This window comes from Tardiphaga sp. 172_B4_N1_3 (assembly GCF_052076035.1).
Classification (GTDB): Bacteria; Pseudomonadota; Alphaproteobacteria; order Rhizobiales; family Xanthobacteraceae; genus Tardiphaga; species Tardiphaga robiniae.
Map to the genome: position 1 here is coordinate 1,530,402 of NZ_CP197238.1, position 17,390 is coordinate 1,547,791.

A 17,390-nucleotide genomic window follows, 5' to 3' on the forward strand; every position below is an offset into this window, starting at 1 on the left:
CCCGCTGCCGTTTCGGCAGGCGTCGTTTGCAACAATGGAGAAATGTCATGATGAGAACTGCACGAACTACACTTCGTACCTGCGCTTCTGCCGCCATCCTTCTCTTCGTTCTGGCCGCGCCCGGTATCGTTCGGGCCGAGGGCGCCGACAAGGAATACAAGGCGTCCATGGAGAAGATGAATGCCGCGATGATGAAGGGAATGGATACGGACCCGACGAAGGCCTGGGCGAAAATGATGGTCGCGCACCATCAGGGCGCGATCGACATGTCGAAGATCGTCCTGAAGGAGACCAAGGATCCGATGATCCGTCAGATGGCCGAGAAGGGCATCAAGGAGCAGACCGAAGAGCAGAAGATGCTCGAGGAGTGGATCAGCAAGCACTGATCCGAAGCCGACTGCCGCCGCAACCCGCGAGGACGCCATGATCGCACTCCCCTACGACTACTATCTGATCGCATGGTTCGTCCTCGCAGCCGGATCGACGGCGTACGTCGCCTACGACCAGTTCAACGGCAACCCCGAGCCGACGGTGATGAAGTGGGGCTTCATCCTCGTCACGCTCTACATGGGTCCTTTCGGGTTGCTGCTGTACGTCCTCGCCGACAAGGAGCCCCGGCCGGGCGAACATGAAGAGTTCACGTCGCCGCTGTGGAAGCAGGGCGTCGGGAGCACGATCCACTGCGTCGCCGGCGACGCCACGGGAATCATCCTCGCGGCGGTGGTGACCGCTTCTCTCGGGCTTCCGATGTGGATCGACCTGATCGTCGAATACGTCGCCGGATTTTCGTTCGGCCTCTTCATCTTCCAGTCGCTGTTCATGAAGAAGATGATGGGCGGAACCTATTGGGAGAACGTGCGCAAGAGCTTCATGCCGGAGTTCATCAGCATGAATGCGATGATGGCCGGCATGGCGCCGACCATGAGCCTGCTGATGATGGGACGCGACATGCGGGCGATGGACCCGCTCGAGTTCGCGTTCTGGGGCGTGATGTCGCTCGGCGTGATGGTCGGATTTGCGACGGCGTATCCGTTCAACGTCTGGATGGTGAAGAAGAAGATCAAGCACGGTCTGATGACCATGCGCGGCGGCGATGCGTCGGCCCATTCGGATCACGGCGTCCAGGAGGCGGACAAGCCGGATTCCCGCTCCGCTTCGGCGAAGATGGATCACGGCGGAATGGCACACGGCGGCGGTCATCGGATGGGCGGCGACGCGACGCGTCCGCAACTCGCCGCGCTCGCCGGCGTGACCGGCTTCCTGCTGATATCCGGGATGGTCATTCCGGGCTTCTCGGTGAACCTCGGCCTCAGCGCCCGCGACGTCGACGGCGCCATCATGCCTCCGGGTATGATCAACACGTTCGACCTGCCGGGCGAGGCGATGAAAGACATGGCGGCGGTGAAACCGCGACAGGTCACGTACAGCGCGCCGGCGGACGCGAAGGGCGACCAGGTGCTGCAGCCCCGGATGGAGAACGGCATCAAGGTGTTCGACATCGAAGCTTCGATCATCCGCTGGAATATCCTTCCGGACGTCGCGGTCGAAGCCTATGCATACAACCGCCAGGTGCCCGGGCCGCGGCTTGAGCTGACGGAGGGCGACCATGTCCGGATCAACTTCCGCAACGCTCTTCCGGAAAGCACGACGGTGCATTGGCACGGGCTCGTCGTGCCCAACGAGATGGACGGCCCGGCGAAGGTCACCCAGGACCCGGTGCCGCCGGGCGGCATCTACGTCTACGAATTCGACGTCGCCCAGAGCGGCACGTACTTCTATCACAGTCACGACCATCCCGACCGCCAGCAGGCGCTTGGGCTCTACGGAGCCCTGCTGATCGCGCCCAAGGACCCGTCGATGGAGGCGAAGGCCGACATCGACTACACGATCCAGCTCCAGGAATGGCTGAAGCGGGAGTGGCGGACATATCCCGCCATGCTGATGGAAGGCGCGCTCCCGAACTACTTCACCATCAACGGCAAGGCGTATCCCTCGACCGACACCGTGCCGATGAACGTCGGCCAGACGATCAAGATCCGCTTCATCGGCACCAACAACAACTTTGTGCATCCGATGCACGTCCACGGCGGCCCGTTTCAGGTCGTGGCCGTGGACGGGGTGACGCTGAACGAAAGCGCGAAATACCAGGCGGACACCGTCAACGTCGGTCCGGGTCAACGCTACGACGTCGTCTGGACCGCGCGGAAGCCCGGAAAGTGGCTCGTCCACTGCCACATCCCCCACCACACGGCCAACAACAACGTCGAAGAAAAGGGCGGCGGAGGCCTCATGCTCGTTCTGGACGTCCACTGAAACCACACGAAGATCCGCATCACCAAAGGAAAGACCATGTTCAAGAAAACCTCGCCAACCATCGCTCTCGTCGCGGCGATGCTCGCCTCCGGAGCCGCGCTCGCTCATCCGGAATTCCAGTCGGCCGAACCTCCGGCCGGAAAGTCGTCGGCGGCCCCCAAGCAGATCCGCATCCTGTTCAACGAGAGCGTCATTCCCCAATTCTCCGGAATCGAGCTGAAGGATCAGTCCGGCAAGACAGTGGCGACCGGCAAGGCGACGACCGATCCGACCAACAAGAAGCTCATGATCGTTCCGCTCAAGGACCAGTTGGCGCCGGGCGACTACAAGGTCGAATGGCACGCGGTGTCCGACGATACGCACAAGGTGAAGGGCACGTACTCCTTCGGCGTGACGCGCTGATGATCGATCTCGGGCTCGTCGTCGCACGCTTCCTGCACTACGCGGCGTCCACCACGCTGGCTGGCGTGGCGTTCTTCCCCCTGTACGCTCATGCCGGCGACGAGCCCGGGGCGCTCGCGCGCTGGCGAAGCAGGCTCATGCTGTGGTCGGCGGTCCTCGCCCTGATCAGCGGTCTGGCCTGGTTCGTCTTCTCCGTGGCCAACATGAGCGGCGCGCTCGCCGACGTCGCGGATCCGGAAGTCCTCGCGTCGGTGCTGCGCGATACCGGCTTCGGCGTCGTCTGGACGGCGCGGATGATCCTCGCGGTCGTCGCGGTCGTCGCCGCCGCGCTTCTGCACTCGTCCCGTTCGACGGTGGGACAGGACCTGCTAATGTCGTTCCTCGCGGCGGCACTGCTGGCCTCGCTCGCCGGCGCCGGACATGCGCAGATCGAGGAAGGCTGGGCGGGCGTGATGCACGTGTCTGCGGACGCGGCGCATCTGCTCGCCGCGGGAGCTTGGCTCGGAGGATTGGCTCCGCTCGGCTTCATCCTGCTCGGCTATGCCGGAAGGACGGGCCGCGACGGCGTCGACGTGGACGGAGTCCTGATGCGCTTTTCCGGAATGGGCTACGCCGCTGTGGCGACGCTGGTTGGCACCGGCCTGGTCAATAGCTGGCTTCTCGTCGGATCAGTGTCCAGCCTGCTGAACAGCACGTACGGGCAGATCCTGGTCGCGAAGCTGGCGTTCTTCGCGGGGATGCTGGCTCTCGCCGCCGCCAACCGCTTCTGGCTGGTGCCGGCGTTGGAAGCCGCCGGGCGCGGCGGCTCCGGCGGCATCGACGTCTGGCGGAGCAAATTGCGGACCCACGTCCTCAGTGAACAGGGGCTGGGTCTCCTGGTGCTGCTGTGCGTGGGCGTCCTGGGAACGATCCGGCCGGCGATCGGACAATGACCGGCGATAACGGCCGCCATTCCGGCGGACGGCTAGACAGGAGGAATGCCATGAAGATGGACGCACACATGCAGAAATGCATCGACGACTGCTTGCGCTGCTATCAGACATGCTTCGGCATGGCGATGACGCATTGCCTTGAGAGCGGAGGGAAGCACGTCGAGCCCGCGCACTTCAGGCTGATGACGGCGTGCTCCGAGATCTGCCGGACTTCGGCGCATTTTATGTTGATGAACTCGCCGCACCACAAGCACGTGTGCCGAGAATGCTCCGAGATCTGCACCGAATGCGCCACGGACTGCGAACGCGTCGGTGGCATGGAGGACTGCGTGAAGGCCTGCAAGGCCTGCGCCGAGAGCTGCCGCGCGATGGCGGCCTGAGATGAAGGGGAGGCCCTTGTGGGCCTTCCCTTCACAAAGCAAGCGAACAGCGGAGGAAATCAGCGGATGCCGCGCCTTCGAACGCGACGACAAACAACGTTCCAATCCAACTTCTCGGAGGATACAGATGCTGCAAAACTCACACATGACGCGCCGAAACGCGCTGGCGATGCTTGCGGCGGGCTTGGCTATGCCGCTGCGTGACGCACGGGCCGAGACGACCACCGTGCTCGTCCACAAGGATCCCGACTGCGGCTGCTGCACGGGCTGGGTGAAACATCTGCAGGGAGCCGGTTTCGTGGTGACCGTCGAGGAAGCAGCCGATCTGCGGCCTATCCGTGCGCGCCTCCGCGTTCCGCAATCGTTGTCCTCCTGCCATACGGCGGAGGTCTCCGGCTACGTCATCGAAGGTCATGTACCGGCGGTGGCCATCCTGCGACTTCTCGAGACGCGCCCCGCGGCGCTGGGACTTGCCGTTCCCGGGATGCCTGCCGGATCGCCAGGCATGGAGGGCGGTACCCCGAAGCTGTACGACGTGACGCTCTTCGCAACGGACGGTCAGCGGCCGTTCATGCGCTTCTTGGGCACGCGGATCGTGGGCTGAGGCCGGTACGGTTAACCAGAGCCGGGCTTTTCCCGCTGACTGGCGAACATGTGAATAGAAGGCGCTTCCTTGGCTCCGGCGTCCGTGTGATGGTCTCGACATGAAGCTTCGCCGCATCATCGGTCGATTCCTCGCGGTCTTCGTGATCGCTGGGCTGGCGTTTGCGCCGTTGGTCACTCCGGCGGCGGCGAAACGCTTGGCCTCGGCAGAGATGACCGGTATGTCGGCCATGTCGGCAGATATGCCTTGCTGTCCGGATGAACAGAAGACCGATGGCTGCAAGGACTGCCCCTTGCTCGCGATGTGCATGCTGACGGTCGCCCAAGCCGAGCCCGCCGCGTTCCAGGGTGCCGGGATCTCTTTTCAGGCGCGGCGGCTGACGTTCGCACTCGATGATGTCGCGGCTGACGGACTCATCGGCGACCCTCCAGACCATCCCCCTCGAATCTCGATCTGACTCGGCGTCACCACGCCGCCTGCTGCCGCGTCGGCCTTAAGCCGCGCGGATAAACATGCATGCCGCCTTCGCGGTACATCAGGATATCGAGGATTTCAAAATGAAGAGATGCACTTGCGCGCGCGCCTTCCGGGCCGCGTTGATCGGCGTCGCCATAACCGCTTCGGCAACGGCCGCTCGCGCCGATATCAAAGACTATGAATTCCAGCTCATCGACAAGACGGTCAAAAAAGGCGAGGCGGTCATTTCGGTGCGGCTCGTCCATAAGTCGGACGGCAAGCCGGTCTCTAACGCCGTGATCTTCGCCAAGCGGCTGGACATGGCGCCGGACGGCATGGAGTCGATGAAGACCACGATCGACGCAATGCCGAGCACCGAGCCCGGCGTTTACAAGTTCAAGGCCGCCGTGACGATGGAAGGCGGGTGGCAACTGTCCTTGGGCGCCAAGGTGCAGGGCGAGACCGGGACGGTCGAAAGCAAGCTCGTCCTCAAGGCCACGCCGTGATCCGCGAGTCCGGAATGAGACGCCCAGTAAGTGCCTTCTTGATCGTATCGGCGGTGCTGGCAGCCGGAGTAGCCGGGGTTGTCGTCGGGCGGTCGAATCGTCCGCTTCCTTCGTGGCTATCCGGAATGCTGCCCCTCGCGGCCAGATCAAGTCCCGTGCACATGGAGGCGACAGGACCGATCATCTACTACCGCGATCCGGACGGCTTGCCGGATTATTCGCCAGTGCCGAAGAAAACGTCTTCCGGCAAAGACTATTCTCCTGTCCGCAGCAGCGAAGAGGTGAGCTTCGAGGAGAAGGCTCCGGAGGAGACGACCGCGAAAGGCGGCGAACCAGGACGCATCCGTTTCTACCGCAATCCGATGGGCCTTCCGGATACGTCGCCGATCCCGAAGAAAGATTCTATGGGGATGGATTACCTGCCTGTCTACGAGGGCGAGCAGGATGATGACTCGTCGGTCAAGGTCAGTGCAGGCAAGCTGCAGAAGGCAGGCGTCCAGACCGAGGTCGCGGAACGCCGCACCTTGAACACGATGGTCCGGGCACCTGGCACGGTCGAAGAAGACGAGCGCCGCAAATCGGTGGTGTCGCTGCGATTCGAGGGTTTTATCGACACCGTCGAGAACGTCACCACTGGCACTCACGTTCACAAGGGCCAGCCATTGATGCGGATTTATGGTCCCAACCTGTCAAGCGCCGCCGCCGAATATTTGTCAGCGCTCGATGGGCGGGCGACCGGTGCACTTCCAATCCAGGCACTCAAGGGTGCGCGTCGTCGTCTTGAGAATCTCGGTGCGCCGGAAACCTTTATTGCTGACATAGAGCGTACGCGCGAAGTGCCCGTCTATGTGAGCTGGCCTGCACCGCAAGACGGCGAGATCGTGGAGCGCACTGCGGTTAACGGCATGCGAGCCGCACCGGGCGAGGTTCTGTTCCGGATTGCCGATCATAACGTCGTCTGGGTGATGGCCGATGTCGCCGAACGTGATCTGGCTCTCATCAAGGTCGGACAAAAGGTCATCGTGCGTCCGCGCGCATATCCAGATCGCCCCTTCATCGGCAAGGTCACCGTGATCTATCCGCGTCTCAAGGCGGAGACGCGTACCGCGCGGATCCGAATTGAACTTCTTAATCCGGACGAGGTGTTGCGGCCGGACATGTACGCGGACGTCGAAATTGCCACGGGGTCGGAAACTCCTGTCGTGACCGTGTCCAGCAGCGCCGTCATCGACAGCGGCGAGCGACAGCTCGTCCTTCTCGACAAGGGCGATGGCCGATTTGAACCGCGCACCGTGAAGCTCGGTCGTCGCGGGGACGGGCGGGTGGAGATCAAGGAAGGGCTCGCCGAAAACGACAAGGTGGTCGTCTCCGCGAACTTCCTGATCGATGCCGAAAGCAATCTTAAGGCCGCGCTCAAGGGCCTCGATGCCGGGGAGAAACCGCAATGATCGCGCGCCTCATCGACTGGTCGGCCCGCAACCTGATGCTGATCCTGATCGGTACAGTCTTCGCCGTGGCAGGCGGCATCTACGCCCTGCAGCACTCGGCACTCGATGCGATCCCCGACCTCTCCGACACTCAAGTGATCGTCTACACCGAGTACAAAGGTCAGGCACCGCAGGTCATCGAAGACCAGGTCACCTATCCGTTGACGACGGCGATGCTGACGGTGCCGAAATCGAAGGTGGTCCGTGGATTTTCGTTCTTCGGTGTTTCCTTCGTCTACATCATTTTTGAAGACGGAACGGACATCTACTGGGCGCGCTCGCGTGTCCTCGAATACCTCAACGCCGCGGCGCGCAAGCTGCCCGCTGGCGTGACGCCGACGTTGGGACCCGACGCCACAGGTGTCGGGTGGGTCTATCAGTACGCATTGCAGTCTAAGGACAAGTCGCTGGCCGACCTGCGGTCCATCCAGGACTGGACCATCCGCTATGGCATTTCCAAGGCCGAGGGCGTCGCGGAGGTCGCCAGCGTCGGCGGCTTCGTCAAGCAATACAACATCATCGTCGATCCGAACCGGCTAAGGTCGCTCGGCATCCCGCTCGCGAAGGTGCGCGATGCGGTCCGCGGCAGCAACATGGACGTGGGCGGACGCACCGTTGAGCTGTCGGAGTTCGAATTCGTCGTGCGGGGCAGGGGCTACGTCAAAAGCCTCGCCGACCTATCCAACATCGTGCTGAAGGTCGAAAAGGGCACGCCGGTGCTGCTGAAAGACGTGGCGCGGATCGAGCTTGGTCCGGACGAGCGCCGCGGCATCACCGAACTCAACGGCGAGGGAGAGGTCGCCAGCGGAATCGCCCTGCAACGCTTTGGGCAGAACGCACTGGACGTTATCGACAACGTGAAAGCGCGCCTGGCCGAGATGGCGTCGGCGCTGCCGAAGGGCGTCGAGATCATACCGGTCTATGATCGCTCCAACCTCATCCACAGCGCGATTGAGACGCTGAAGCGGACCCTCACGGAGGAAAGCATCGTCGTGGCGCTGGTCTGCATCGTCTTCCTGCTGCACGTGCGCAGCGCGCTCGTCGCCATCGTCATGCTGCCGGTCGGGATCCTGATGGCGTTCGGTGCCATGAAGGTGCTCGGCATCGGCTCGAACATCATGAGCCTCGGGGGAATTGCGATTGCGATCGGCGCCATGATCGATGGCGCCATCGTCATGATCGAGAATGCCCACAAGCATCTCGAACGGGCCCCACCCGATAAGCCGCGCCTGGAGGTCCTGATCGAGGCGGCGAGCGAAGTCGGGCCCGCCTTATTTTTCAGCCTGCTGATCATCACGGTGTCGTTCCTGCCGATCTTCACCATGGAATCTCAGGAGGGGCGTCTGTTCAGCCCGCTGGCGTTCACAAAGACCTTCTCGATGGCGGCGGCTGCGATCCTGTCGATCACCTTGGTGCCGGCCCTCATGGTGCTGTTCGTGCGCGGCAAGATCATTCCGGAACACAAGAACCCGATCAATCGTTTCCTGATCTGGGTGTACCGTCCGCTGATCCGCGGCGTGCTGAAGGCCAAGACTCTGACGATCGTTCTGGCGCTTGTCACCCTGGCGGTGAGCCTCTGGCCAGCGCGGCAGCTCGGGACTGAATTCATGCCGAGCCTGAACGAGGGCACGCTGATGTACATGCCGACGACGTTGCCGGGTCTCTCGGTGACCAAGGCGGCGGAAATCCTGCAGACCCAGAACAAGATCATTAAGACGTTTCCGGAAGTGGCTTCGGTCTATGGCAAGGCAGGCCGGGCCGAGACCGCGACAGATCCGGCTCCGACTGAGATGTTCGAGACGATCGTCAATCTCAAGCCGAAGGAACAATGGCGTCCTGGTCTGACCGTCGATGGCCTCGTTGCCGAACTGGACAAGGCTTTGCAGTTTCCCGGCGTCTCCAATGCCTGGACCATGCCGATCAAGGCCCGCACCGACATGCTCGCGACCGGGATTCGCACGCCGGTCGGAATCAAAGTTCTCGGCACCGATCTCGTTGAAATGGAAAAGCTCGCGCGGCAGATCGAAACTGTCGTGAAAACCGTTCCGGGTACGTCGAGCGCCTACGCCGAACGGGTGATCGGTGGCTATTACCTTGACGTCGTTCCTGATCGTGAAGCGCTCGCACGCTACGGACTCATGATCAGTGATGTGCAGGACACGGTGTCGTCCGCCTTGGGCGGCGAAACCATCACCACCACCGTGGAAGGCCGCGAGCGTTATGGCGTCAATCTGCGATATCCACGCGATCTGCGCAGCGATCCGCAATCGATCGCCCGCGACGTATTAGTGGCGATGCCGGGTGGGGGGACCGTTCCCCTGGGCGAAGTCGCCGCGATCAAGCTGATGCGTGGACCCACATCGATCCGGACCGAGAATGGTCAGCTCGCGGTCTACATCTTCGTCGATATCCGCGACCGCGATCTCGGAGGTTACGTGGCCGACGCCAAGGCGGCCGTGGCCGCCAGCGTGCAGTTTCCGCCCGGAAATTACGTCGTCTGGAGCGGCCAGTTTGAGTATCTGGAGCGCGCGACGGCGCGGCTGAAGATCGTGGTGCCCGTGACGCTGCTGATCATTTTCCTGCTGCTCTACCTGAACTTCCGCCGCCTGACCGAGACGCTGATCGTGATGCTGTCACTGCCGTTCGCGCTCGTCGGCGGCCTCTGGCTGATGTGGTGGCTCGGCTTCAATTTCTCCGTCGCCGTCGCCGTCGGCTTTATCGCGCTGGCCGGTGTTGCGGCAGAGACCGGCGTCATCATGCTGATCTATCTCGATCATGCGATGAAGGAGATTCAGGCTGCGCGGGCCGCGGAAAGCAAACCGTTCACGCGTTCCGACCTGAATGCAGCGATCATGCTGGGTGCGGTCGAACGGGTCCGCCCGAAAATGATGACCGTCGTCGCCATCATGGCAGGCCTGATCCCGATCTTGTGGAGCACCGGCACCGGGTCGGAGGTCATGCAGCGCATCGCGGTGCCGATGATCGGCGGCATGATCTCGTCGACCATCCTGACGCTCATCGTGATCCCGGCCGTCTATGCCTTGATCAAGGGATTCAGGCTGCCCCGTGGCCCGGGCGCCGAGGTTCCGGAAGCCCTGCATGATGGTACCCGAGCGGACGAATTGCACCGCCCGCAGGCAGCAGAATGAACGGGAAACCACCCCGGCCGAACTCGGATTCGCTCCGGTACAATTTTTTCGGTTTCTACGCCGTCGCCTGTAACCGGCGTCGTCGGCGCTGCGAACTCATGATGAAGGCGCGCTCATGACGAGCCCTGAAATCGAGCTCAAAGTCCTTATGCTGGCTGGCCTGAACGGCGACGCGGCCGCGCATCGCGTGCTGCTCGACCGGTTGAGTCGCCATCTGCGCGGGTACTACAAGGGCAAGCTCGCCAGAATAGGGAGGGGTGCTGCGGAGGCGGAGGATCTCGTCCAGGAGGCGGTATTGGCGATCCACTTCAAGAGGCACACCTATGACCCCGTCGAGCCGCTGACGCCCTGGGTGCATGCGATCGCCCGCTACAAGTTGATCGACTTCCTGCGAAGGACACGCACTTCGCTGACCGACGTTCCGATCGATGAAGCGGACGACGTCATGGCACACGACGATACTCTGAGCGCCGAAAGCAGCTTTGATCTCAAACGGCTCATGCAACGGCTGCCCGAGAAGATGCGATGTTCCATCGTGGCTGTGAAACTGGACGGACAGAGCGTTGCCGAGGCCGCGGAACGGTGCGGCATCTCAGAGTCCGGGGTAAAGGTGAACATTCACCGTGGACTTAAAACGCTGGCGGCCCTGATCGCCAAGGAAACGAGAGCATGAAGACCGACGAATTGGTGGAGATGCTGAGCATCAGCGCAAAGCCGGTCGAACGCGCCACGCTCGTTCGCACGCTGAGCTTGGCCGGTGCGGCAAGCGGGATCGCAGCGCTGGTCATCGCATGCCTGGTGTTCGGCGTGCGCGCCGACTTGATGGAGACACGTGCGTTAAGTTTTCTCTTCGTGAAGCTCGCTTTCACGGTCGGAATCGTCGGTCTGGCTTTGGTCTATCTGACGAAGCTCGCGCGTCCGGGCGGCGAACGAAGGATACAGTCCTTCATGGTCGCGTTACCGTTCCTGGCGATCATCGCCCTTGCCGCGGTCAGCCTCGGACTTGCGCCCCGGTCGCATTGGGACGCGATGATACTAGGCGACGAGTGGCTGGAATGCCTTCTCTCCATTCCGATCATTGCGATCGTTCCTTTCGCGATATCCATCTGGGCGGTGCGAAGAGGCGCGCCGACAGATCTCGCACGAACGGGGGCCGTCGCGGGCCTCGTTGCAGGCGGGGTGAGCGCGATGGCTTACGCTCTTCATTGCACGGACGATTCATTACCATTCGTCGCGGTGTGGTACGGCGGCACGATTGCTCTATGCACTCTCGCAGGCGCAGCATTGGGACCGCGGCTGTTGCGTTGGTGATGCATCATTTCTTCACGTCAGCGTGAAGCTGTAACCGGCCGAGGATCATCTCCGAACTCATCATCAGAAGCGCATTCGAAGTGCTTCGATCATATGACGGAGTTGGACAATGTTGAAGAAAAGCATCCTCACGATTTCACTCGTGCTGCCGCTCGCCGCGATGTCCGCGGCGGCTTACGCAGGCTCGACGATCACGGACAAGAGCTATTGGCCGAATGAAGCACACCAGAGCGCTCAATCCCGGATGGTCGCCACGCAGCGCGATCTTGGTTCCGCGTTCGCGTATGACGGCGCACGATCCAGTTCGCAGCGAGAGCCAACAGCGGACCGCGCCCCATCATCCTGGCGCTATCAGGGTGGCCCGAAAGGCCGTTGATGTTCAACCCGGAGAAGGGGCCGCGCTGATCCGGCGTCGGAGATCGAATTTCAGCGCATCCTTCGCGACGGTAGAACGATAGATTCGACAGGGCGCTTGCCGCGTGGACTTGCGCAGAGGTTTCACGTCGTCGCTCGTTGACGGCCCCAACCAGCTCCCGAAGCTTCAGCACAGTTCACAAATCAAAAGGACTCGAATGCGACGAACGAAGTGCAAGTCACGCCGGCGCGATGAGATCGCGTTGCAAGGGGCGATGCGTGGCAGTCGCCGCTGGCTCGTCGTTCGCGACGCGCGATCAGAACCTGTTCGATGGATCGGTGCAGATCCTGCGCTCGTTCTAATCGCCAAGAGATTCTCTCCCGCGCCTGAAGTTCCCGCGCGGGTGAGATGTTCACCGGGCTCTCGTCAAGCCTTTGTGGACCTCCAAGGCGCCTTCGGCCATGCCCGGCCGGAGGCGTTTTCTCTTCTATGAGAAGCACTCGCAATTGCATCGGTTCTGGTCATGATCTCTGCGCTGGCGCTACGCGGGTCATTGAACGGCTCCAAGGAAAAAGATAGTTTCAGCTCTTCCAGCTTCTTTCCAAGACTCTCTTCGCTTCTTCGAAATGTGGAGCAACATGGTGTGTTGGACCTTGTTTTCAATCAACTCTCTTGACGGACGAAAAGGCGATGAGGTCCACAGCCGTCGCAGAACAAGTCTTTTCTCGCCATCTCCTTTGAGATCGAAAAGGTTTGTCCCGACGCGCCGCGGGCTCGATACATTTTCATTCCTTTGGCCATGGCTGCCCTCCATGGCGCACACGTATGGAACGAAAATCAATATTTGGCTAACTTCGCTTCCACGCAATATTCTTCAACAACTTTGCGTCCGAGATAAATCCGGATCGTAGCAAGACGAAGCCGTTTGAGACCTTTAAAAATCTGACATGCTTGCTGTCCGAGATAAGCTCGAGAGCATTCATCCTCCAACAAAAGCGTAACTGTGGTCTCTTCGGTGAGGCGACACAATTCGACCCGCTTCACACGCGGCGCCGGGAGGTCCCAGACAAGCAAGTTGAATCCAACCTCACGCGAACCAGTAAATCCCATAAATCCTTTGAAATAGATCGGCTGCTGATTCCAGTTGGTAGATTTGCGGCGTGATGCCGGAAGTTGCAGATCTATAGTGTCCATAGTGCTCATCCTCGAGGCCTTGAAGAGGATGATCTCCGCCGATCCTTGCATCGCGCAAGCTTGTCTGCGTTCAGATCGAAGTGCGTAATGGCCATGCCGCGCGATGTCGTCAAAATGAACCAAGCCGATTATCGAATCCTTGAGATCTACTTCGTAGAAACCCGACATGCCAAGAATGAAGATCCTTAGCCCCGAGCAGTTGGCCGAACGCGTCAGAGCGGTTGGCGAGAAGGCGCGAAATGGGAAGCTGTTCTTTCCCGAAGCGCCGAAATCCGCAAGTCGCTGGGGATGAGCCAAGTAGATTTCGGGAGCCTCGTCGGACTTGCGCCCAGGCAAGTCTCCGTGTTGGAGAATGGCCACTCTAATCCGAAATTCGAAACCATTGTTTTCGTCAGCCCCCTTGAGACAAATTGAGGGACTTTCCGAACGGAGGATTTCCGGTTCATCGTAGTCGCAAGGAGCGAAGATGAAACAGAAATCCGGGCCGGACAAAGCGCCGGCAGAACAAGTACTCAAGGACCTTCGGCATCAGACGCTCCGCCAGTAGTCGGCGGACGAGAAGTTCCGCATCGTCCTGGAAGGACTGGGCGGCGAGGAGAGTATCTCCGAGCTTTGCTGCCGCGAGGGCATCGCCGCCTTGATGTATTGCGGCTGGTCCAAGGAGTTCCTGGAGGCCCGGCAAGCGTCGGCTGGCCGGCGATACGGCGCGCGCAGTGACCTCCGGCGAAGTAAAGGACCTACGTCGTGAAGCATCGGACTGAAGGAGGTGGTCGCCGACCTCACACAGGAAATCGCCAACTCAAAAAAAGTTTGAATGGGGATGGGGAGGACGAGGCATGAGATATCCCGCGTCCGAGAAGGCTGAAATTATTGAGCTGGTCGAGCTGTCGCATCTGCCAGTCAAGCGCACACTGGACCAGCTCGGCATCCCGCGGGCCACGGTCTACCGCTGGTATGATCGCTAACGTGAAGGCGGGATCGAGGCGCTGGCCGACCATCGCTCCTGGCCGGATCGCGCCTGGAATCGCATTCCGGACAATATCCGAAGCCAGATCATCGATCTGGCGCTGCAGGCTCCCGAGCTATCACCGCGGGAGTTGGCCGTGCGGTTCACCGACGAGCAGAAGTATTTTGTCTCTCAGAGGCTTCGGTCTATCGGCTGCTGAAGGCGCATGTCCGAACACGCCAGTGGTGGCATCGTAGACAGTCAGTGGTGGCATCGTAGACAGTCAGTAGCCACAATCCGCATAGTGTTTCCGTGCCAAGCGAAATCGCGAGTCGACGGAAACGAAGTCAACGTCCAAACACTTGTGATCTCGCCGAAATTCGAACAATCCATCACACTGAAGATATTCGAGATTTATTCGCCAGCGACTTTCGCGCGGGGAGAATGTCGCGAAATCGTGCTGAGCCCGGGCTGGTCCACGACAAATCTTAGAAATGTATTGGCGGATTTCGCTCGGCAGATTGTCTAAGTGGTGAGGGTTCCATGGCTCGTCCCTAACACCAGCGCCCCTCGAAGTGGCTGGAAGCTCGCTCCAAAGCAGCGCGATAGCGACCAACAACATGACACGGACTATCATTGGATGATCCCCGCACTGACGTGATTTCAGTATTATTTTTTGTGGTCATTTGATGTAAGTGCGCAGTACTTCGATCAGCTCGCCCGCGCCTTTGCCTCTCTTGGAGTTGGGTTCGGTGTCGGGATCGACGATGTGGTGGCGGATATGATCCTCCATGACCTCTGCGGTGAGGCCGTTGACCGCGCCCCTCATAGAGGCGACGAGCATCAGGATATCCGCACAGCCCAGTTCGGCCTCAAGCGCCCGTTCGACCGCCTCGGCCTGGCCCTTGATCCGGCGTAACCGCGCGATGAGTTTGTTTTTGTCCTTAATCGTATGCATGGATGCCGTCAAACTCCGTTAAGGTAGGTCCGTACCCTACAATCAATTGTAGCATGTCTCGCCTCGGCGGGCGTTTTCTGCTTGATATAGGGTAGGGGGTTATATTACAAGTCCGGTCAACGAAGCTCGTCTGCAGTTGGGCGAGGGTTCGACGGAGATCGACCATGTCAGCCATCGAACAGTCACGCTCCACGACGCTCGCGGACGCCGCCGAAGAGCGGACCACCGCGCCCGCGGCGGCGCCTGGCGGGACGCGAGGCCACCATGACCACGACCATGACGACGATCACCACGACCGCGATCACGACCATGCCTTTGATTGGACGGAGATGGCGCGGATCGGCGCCGTCGCGGTTGCTGCGGCGGCGGTCTGGCTTCGGATCTGGGAGCCGTTGTCCGCGGTCAGCGTGATCGGCGTCGTAGGACTGCTCATCGGCGGATGGCCGATCCTCAAGGAAGCGTTCGAGAACATCCTTGAGCGCCGGATGACGATGGAATTATCGATGACGATCGCCATCGTCGCGGCGGCGGCCATCGGCGAGTTCGTGACTGCCTTGATCATCACGTTGTTCGTGCTGGTGGCCGAGGTTCTGGAAGGCCTCACGGTCGGGCGGGGTCGCAAGGCGATCCGCGACCTCCTCGAATTCCTGCCGCGCGAGGTCTCGGTCCGCCGGGTCGGGGGTGTCCAGACGGTGCCGGCGGAGGCATTGGCCGTCGGCGACGCCATTCTCGTCGCACCGGGCGGCCGGATTCCGGTCGACGGGTCGGTGCTATCCGGACATTCGTTCGTCGATGAATCCCGCATCACGGGCGAGTCCATGCCGGTCGAGAAGACGTCAGGCAACCGCGTCTTCGCGGGCACGATCAATCAGTCGGGAGCGCTGGAAGTCGCGGCCGAGCGGATTGGGCGCGACACCAGCTACGGCAAGATCATCGAGGCGGTGGAGCGGGCCGAGAAGTCGCGGGCACCCGTGCAGCGGCTCGCGGATCGTCTCGCGGGATACCTGGTCTACTTCGCTCTCGGGGCGGCCATCCTCACCTATGTAATCACGCGGGACATCTATGCGACGATCTCGGTGATCATTGTCGCCGGCGCCTGCGGCATCGCCGCGGGTACGCCGTTGGCCATCCTGGGCGGCATCGGTCGTTCGGCGCGGCTGGGGGCGATCGTCAAGGGCGGCGTCCATCTGGAGACGCTGGGACGCGTCGACACGGTCGTGCTCGACAAGACCGGAACGCTGACCTTCGGCCGCCCCGAAGTGCAGCGGCTCCATCCTGCGCCCGGCACGACCTCCGACGAACTTCTCGACGCGGCGGCTGCCGCCGAATCGCGGTCGGAGCACCCGCTCGGCAAGGCCGTCGTCGACTACGCCCGCAAGATGGGCCGTGCGGTTGCCGAGCCGACCACCTTCGCCTACACCCCCGGGCGCGGCGTCGCCACCGAGGCGGCCGACGGCAGATCGCTGGTCGGCAACAGGGCGTGGATGGTCGAGAACGGCGTCGCGGTACCGGAGGTCGGCCCGGACGACGGTATGTCGTCCGAGGTATTCGTCGCGCGGGAGGGCCGTTTCCTCGGCACGATCGCCGTCGCCGATACGATCCGTCCGGAAGCGAAGGGGGCCATACAAGCGCTGCAAGGCATGGGAATCCGGACAGTGTTGCTGACGGGAGACGCGCTGCGCGTCGCCGAGGGCGTGGCGACCGCGCTCGGCATCACCGACGTCAAGGCGCAGGTGCTTCCCGAACAGAAACTGGCTCTGGTCAGGGCGCTCGTCTCGGCCGGGCATACGGTTGCCATGGTCGGCGACGGCGTCAACGATGCCCCGGCTCTCGCCGAAGCCAATGTCGGCGTCGCTATGGGGTCGGGTACCGACGTCGCTCAGGAGAGCGCGGACATCGTCCTGCTCGGCAACGACCTCGCCCGTTTCGTGGAAACGCTGGCCGTGGCGCGCCGTACCCGGTGGATCATCTTCCAGAATTTCGCCGGCACCATCGGCGTCGATACGTTCGGCATCGCGCTCGCCGCCATGGGCTTCCTGAACCCGCTCCTCGCGGCCGGAATCCACGTCGTCTCCGAGCTCGCCTTCATTCTCAACTCGGCCAGATTGCTACCGCCGCCCGAGAAGACGATCGCGGCCGGGACTGCGGGCACCGATCGAGAGACCGTTCGTACATGACCGTTCCATCGCCCTGTCTCGATGCTTGCACGTACGACCGGAAAGCCGACATGTGCGTCGGCTGCTTCCGGACGACCGAAGAGATCCGACAGTGGAAAAAAATGACGGATCACAAGCGCCGGTCGATCCTGTCCGACCGCAGACGTCGCGAAGCGAAGGCAATCGATCGGAAGATGAAGGCGATGGAACGGTCATGAGCGTGGGCCCGGTCCGGAAAAAT

At 61.7% G+C, this 17,390-nt stretch carries 18 protein-coding genes and 1 pseudogene; 17 read left to right on the top strand and 2 right to left on the bottom strand.

The window, feature by feature from the left end; genetic code table 11:
* Positions 1–47: 47 nt before the first annotated feature.
* The 13 genes from AB7783_RS06955 to AB7783_RS07015 all read left to right on the top strand — a co-directional run bounded on the left by AB7783_RS06955 (position 48) and on the right by AB7783_RS07015 (position 11,916).
* Positions 48–386: a DUF305 domain-containing protein gene (locus AB7783_RS06955; RefSeq protein ID WP_441277199.1), complete on the top strand. Its 339-nt coding sequence runs from the start codon at positions 48–50 to the stop codon at positions 384–386.
* 37 nt (positions 387–423) lie between these two features.
* Positions 424–2,313, top strand: a complete 1,890-nt coding sequence (locus AB7783_RS06960) for a DUF4396 domain-containing protein (RefSeq protein WP_441277200.1) — start codon at positions 424–426, stop codon at positions 2,311–2,313.
* 36 nt (positions 2,314–2,349) lie between these two features.
* Complete coding sequence (gene copC, locus AB7783_RS06965) at positions 2,350–2,715, top strand: copper homeostasis periplasmic binding protein CopC (protein WP_441277201.1); 366 nt, start codon at positions 2,350–2,352, stop codon at positions 2,713–2,715.
* A complete protein-coding gene (copD, locus tag AB7783_RS06970) occupies positions 2,715–3,647 on the top strand; it encodes a copper homeostasis membrane protein CopD (protein WP_441277202.1) in 933 nt (310 codons plus the stop codon). The genes copC and copD overlap by 1 nt, the downstream gene beginning before the upstream one ends.
* A gap of 50 nt (positions 3,648–3,697) precedes the next feature.
* Complete coding sequence (locus AB7783_RS06975; RefSeq protein WP_441277203.1) at positions 3,698–4,027, top strand: four-helix bundle copper-binding protein; 330 nt, start codon at positions 3,698–3,700, stop codon at positions 4,025–4,027.
* A 127-nt stretch (positions 4,028–4,154) separates the two neighbouring features.
* Complete coding sequence (locus AB7783_RS06980) at positions 4,155–4,631, top strand: DUF411 domain-containing protein (protein WP_441277204.1); 477 nt, start codon at positions 4,155–4,157, stop codon at positions 4,629–4,631.
* A 100-nt stretch (positions 4,632–4,731) separates the two neighbouring features.
* Positions 4,732–5,088: a hypothetical protein gene (locus tag AB7783_RS06985; RefSeq protein ID WP_441277205.1), complete on the top strand. Its 357-nt coding sequence runs from the start codon at positions 4,732–4,734 to the stop codon at positions 5,086–5,088.
* A gap of 100 nt (positions 5,089–5,188) precedes the next feature.
* Positions 5,189–5,593 carry a FixH family protein gene (locus AB7783_RS06990; RefSeq protein ID WP_441279649.1) on the top strand — a complete coding sequence of 135 codons (405 nt, stop codon included), beginning with the start codon at positions 5,189–5,191 and terminating at the stop codon, positions 5,591–5,593.
* A 14-nt stretch (positions 5,594–5,607) separates the two neighbouring features.
* On the top strand, positions 5,608–7,041 hold the full coding sequence (locus AB7783_RS06995) for an efflux RND transporter periplasmic adaptor subunit (protein WP_441279650.1): 1,434 nt from the start codon (positions 5,608–5,610) through the stop codon (positions 7,039–7,041).
* Positions 7,038–10,229: an efflux RND transporter permease subunit gene (locus AB7783_RS07000; protein WP_441277206.1), complete on the top strand. Its 3,192-nt coding sequence runs from the start codon at positions 7,038–7,040 to the stop codon at positions 10,227–10,229. The genes AB7783_RS06995 and AB7783_RS07000 overlap by 4 nt, the downstream gene beginning before the upstream one ends.
* 115 nt (positions 10,230–10,344) lie before the next feature.
* Positions 10,345–10,902: a sigma-70 family RNA polymerase sigma factor gene (locus tag AB7783_RS07005; RefSeq protein WP_441277207.1), complete on the top strand. Its 558-nt coding sequence runs from the start codon at positions 10,345–10,347 to the stop codon at positions 10,900–10,902.
* Positions 10,899–11,540, top strand: coding sequence for a DUF1109 domain-containing protein (locus tag AB7783_RS07010; protein WP_441277208.1), 642 nt, complete (start codon positions 10,899–10,901; stop codon positions 11,538–11,540). Before AB7783_RS07005 ends, AB7783_RS07010 begins: the two co-directional genes overlap by 4 nt.
* A 109-nt stretch (positions 11,541–11,649) precedes the next feature.
* Entirely contained in the window at positions 11,650–11,916 is a 267-nt protein-coding gene (locus AB7783_RS07015) for a hypothetical protein (protein ID WP_441277209.1), read from the top strand.
* Between the two features lie 816 nt (positions 11,917–12,732).
* Here the strand turns inward: AB7783_RS07015 and AB7783_RS07020 are convergent.
* Positions 12,733–13,386, bottom strand: coding sequence for a hypothetical protein (locus AB7783_RS07020; RefSeq protein WP_441277210.1), 654 nt, complete (start codon positions 13,384–13,386; stop codon positions 12,733–12,735).
* On the opposite strand from AB7783_RS07020, the gene AB7783_RS07025 reads away from it, so the two are divergent.
* On the top strand, positions 13,378–13,503 hold the full coding sequence (locus AB7783_RS07025) for a helix-turn-helix domain-containing protein (RefSeq protein ID WP_441277211.1): 126 nt from the start codon (positions 13,378–13,380) through the stop codon (positions 13,501–13,503). The two genes, AB7783_RS07020 and AB7783_RS07025, sit on opposite strands and share 9 nt — an antisense overlap.
* Before the next feature lie 52 nt (positions 13,504–13,555).
* Positions 13,556–14,263, top strand: a pseudogene (locus tag AB7783_RS07030) (helix-turn-helix domain-containing protein); the annotation flags it as partial.
* Positions 14,264–14,717: 454 nt separating this feature from the next.
* Here the strand turns inward: AB7783_RS07030 and AB7783_RS07035 are convergent.
* Complete coding sequence (locus tag AB7783_RS07035; protein ID WP_441277212.1) at positions 14,718–14,993, bottom strand: metal/formaldehyde-sensitive transcriptional repressor; 276 nt, start codon at positions 14,991–14,993, stop codon at positions 14,718–14,720.
* Between the two features lie 164 nt (positions 14,994–15,157).
* Here AB7783_RS07035 and AB7783_RS07040 point away from each other — a divergent pair, with 164 nt between their 5' ends.
* Entirely contained in the window at positions 15,158–17,170 is a 2,013-nt protein-coding gene (locus tag AB7783_RS07040; protein WP_441277213.1) for a heavy metal translocating P-type ATPase, read from the top strand.
* Complete coding sequence (locus AB7783_RS07045) at positions 17,167–17,367, top strand: DUF1289 domain-containing protein (protein ID WP_441277214.1); 201 nt, start codon at positions 17,167–17,169, stop codon at positions 17,365–17,367. Before AB7783_RS07040 ends, AB7783_RS07045 begins: the two co-directional genes overlap by 4 nt.
* Positions 17,368–17,390: the final 23 nt, after the last annotated feature.